Origin of the sequence: Citrobacter sp. S55_ASV_140 (assembly GCF_018919505.1) — a bacterium.
In the GTDB taxonomy this organism is placed as follows: domain Bacteria; phylum Pseudomonadota; class Gammaproteobacteria; order Enterobacterales; family Enterobacteriaceae; genus Citrobacter; species Citrobacter werkmanii.
This window is the reverse complement of record NZ_JAHLQZ010000335.1, coordinates 1-2,391: the sequence shown is the minus strand read 5'-3', so window position 1 is coordinate 2,391 and position 2,391 is coordinate 1. Positions and strand designations below refer to the sequence as shown.

Annotated in this window: 5 protein-coding genes; all 5 read left to right on the top strand. The window is 58.2% G+C overall.

Annotation, left to right across the window (positions count from 1 at the left end):
* The coding region (locus tag KQJ18_RS23390) for a phage major capsid protein, P2 family (RefSeq protein WP_216422878.1) at positions 1-772 on the top strand (772 nt) is incomplete at its 5' end.
* A 3-nt stretch (positions 773-775) separates the two neighbouring features.
* Positions 776-1,426: a phage terminase small subunit gene (gpM, locus tag KQJ18_RS23385; protein WP_216422877.1), complete on the top strand. Its 651-nt coding sequence runs from the start codon at positions 776-778 to the stop codon at positions 1,424-1,426.
* Between the two features lie 93 nt (positions 1,427-1,519).
* Positions 1,520-1,984 (top strand): head completion/stabilization protein, encoded by a 465-nt coding sequence (locus tag KQJ18_RS23380; RefSeq protein WP_216422876.1) that lies wholly within the window; start codon positions 1,520-1,522, stop codon positions 1,982-1,984.
* Positions 1,984-2,187, top strand: coding sequence for a tail protein X (locus tag KQJ18_RS23375; RefSeq protein ID WP_000868184.1), 204 nt, complete (start codon positions 1,984-1,986; stop codon positions 2,185-2,187). Before KQJ18_RS23380 ends, KQJ18_RS23375 begins: the two co-directional genes overlap by 1 nt.
* A gap of 3 nt (positions 2,188-2,190) precedes the next feature.
* Positions 2,191-2,391: HP1 family phage holin (locus tag KQJ18_RS23370; RefSeq protein ID WP_216422875.1), on the top strand; the 201-nt coding region annotated here is incomplete at its 3' end.

Here is a 2,391-nt window from a genome sequence, read left to right as displayed (position 1 = left end):
GGTGCTGACCTACGCAAAACTGGACCTGTGGGCGAAATTCCAGGACTTCCAGGTGCGTATCCGTAACGCCATCATCAAGCGTCAGGCGCTTGACCGTATCATGATCGGCTTTAACGGGCTGGCCCGCGCCAAAACGTCTAACCGTACTGAAAATCCACTGCTGCAGGACGTCAATAAGGGCTGGCTACAGAAAATCCGTGAAGATGCACCGGATAGCGTCATGGGCAGTACCACCAAAGATGGCGTAACCACCAAAGGCGCGGTGAAAGTGGGTAAAGGAGCCTCAAAACTGGATGAGGGAGGCTACGAAAATCTGGACGCGCTGGTGATGGATGCGGTCAATGAACTGATCGACGTGGTTTATCAGGATGATGACGATCTGGTGGTGGTCTGCGGACGTGAACTGCTGTCTGACAAGTATTTCCCACTGGTTAACAAAGACCAGGACAACAGCGAAAAAATTGCAGCCGATCTGATCATCAGCCAGAAGCGCATGGGCGGTCTGCAGGCGGTTCGTGCGCCTTACTTCCCGGCAAATGCGCTGCTGATCACCCGACTGGATAACCTGTCCATCTACTGGCAGGTAGACACCCGCCGCCGTTCTGTCATCGACAACCCGAAACGTGACCGGATCGAAAACTTTGAGTCCGTCAACGAGGCGTATGTGGTCGAGGACTACCGCTGTGCGGCACTGGTGGAAAACATCGTAATGGGTGACTTCACCCCGCCAGCCGCACCTGCAGCAGCCGCAGAATCAGGAAACGGAGAGTAACGCATGAGCCTGAGTCCCGCACGGCAGCACCGCCTGCGCATTCAGGCCGAACAGGCCGCCCGTGAGGGCGGCAGTGTTCGCCATGCGTCGGGTTATGACCAGATGCTGCTGCAGCTGGCAGAAGATCGCCGCCGGCTTAAAGGTATCCAGTCCACGGTGAAAAAGGCGGAAATCAAGGTGGAGCTGCTGCCGAAATATTCCGCCTGGGCGGAGGGCGTGCTGGCAGCCGGAGGTGCGCAGCAGGATGATGTGCTGATGTACGTGATGCTGTGGCGTATCGACGCCGGTGATTATGCCGGTGCGCTCGAAATCGGGCGCCATGCGCTGCGCCATGGCTGGGTGATGCCGCTGGGCAACCGTAACGTACAGACCGTGCTGGCAGAAGAAATGGCAGATGCGGCGCAAAGCGCTCTGCTTGCCGCTGCCGGTTTTGATGCCGATCTGCTTCTGCAGACGCTGGACCTGACCACCGATCTGGATATGCCGGACCAGTCGCGGGCGCGCCTGCATAAAGCCATCGGCGCTGTACTGAGCGAAAGCAACCCGGCGTCTGCCCTGAATCACCTTACCCATGCGCTGCAGCTTGATCCCCGCTGCGGTGTGAAAAAAGAAAAGCAGCAGCTGGAGCGCAGACTGCGCAATGACAGCCGCTAACGAACGTGCCCCGCGCACGGGCGGCACGGGATGGCGAAAGGCACTGCCGCATCAAAATTCCGTCCACCGCCCACTTATTCAGGAGAAAACCGCATGAAGTTTGTTGCGCCCGAACAGACACCGGAACAGGCGGAGGTCATCAAAAACACGCCGTTCTGGCCTGATGTGGACCTGTCGGAATTTCGCAGTGTGATGCGTACTGACGGCACGGTGACGCAGCCGCGTTTAAAGCAGGTCGTGCTGACGGCTATTTCTGAGGTTAACGCTGAGCTGTTCGACTTCCGCAACCGTCAGCAGATGCTGGGCTGGCGGACACTTGCTGAGGTTCCCGCAGAAATGCTGGACGGCAAAAGCGAGCGTATCCGGCACTACCACAACGCCGTTTTTTGCTGGGCGCGCGCCGTGCTCAATGAGCGTTATCAGGACTATGACGCCACGGCGTCCGGCGTGAAGCGAGGGGAGGAGCTGTCGGAGGCCAGCGGCGATCTGTGGCGTGATGCCCGATGGGCTATCAGCCGGGTGCAGGATGCACCGCACTGTACGGTGGAGCTTATCTGATGAAAGTGCGTGCGCATCAGTATGACACGGTAGACGCGCTTTGCTGGCGTCATTACGGGCGCACGCAGGGTGTCACTGAGCAGGTTCTGCAGGCAAATCCGGGGCTGGCTGAGTACGGCCCATTTTTACCGCACGGGCTGCAGGTGGAGCTGCCGGACATTACGGCGTCAACCACGGCGCAGACCGTCCAGCTATGGGACTGAATTATGACGCTTGAACGAATCAGCGCCTTTATCACTTACTGCATCGCCGTGCTGCTGGCATGGCTGGGCGATCTGTCGCTCAAGGATGCGTCAACGGTTGGCGGCGTACTGATTGGTGTGCTGATGCTGGCTATCAACTGGTACTACAAACACCAGTCTTTCAAATTGTTACGTGGCGGCAAAATTTCGCGGGGGGAATATGAA

Bases quoted from the DNA above. Each gene is read 5' to 3' on its own strand.
- gpM (WP_216422877.1), top strand. From the start codon at position 776: ATGAGCCTGAGTCCCGCACGGCAGCACCGCCTGCGCATTCAGGCCGAA.
- KQJ18_RS23380 (WP_216422876.1), top strand. From the start codon at position 1,520: ATGAAGTTTGTTGCGCCCGAACAGACACCGGAACAGGCGGAGGTCATC.
- KQJ18_RS23375 (WP_000868184.1), top strand. From the start codon at position 1,984: ATGAAAGTGCGTGCGCATCAGTATGACACGGTAGACGCGCTTTGCTGG.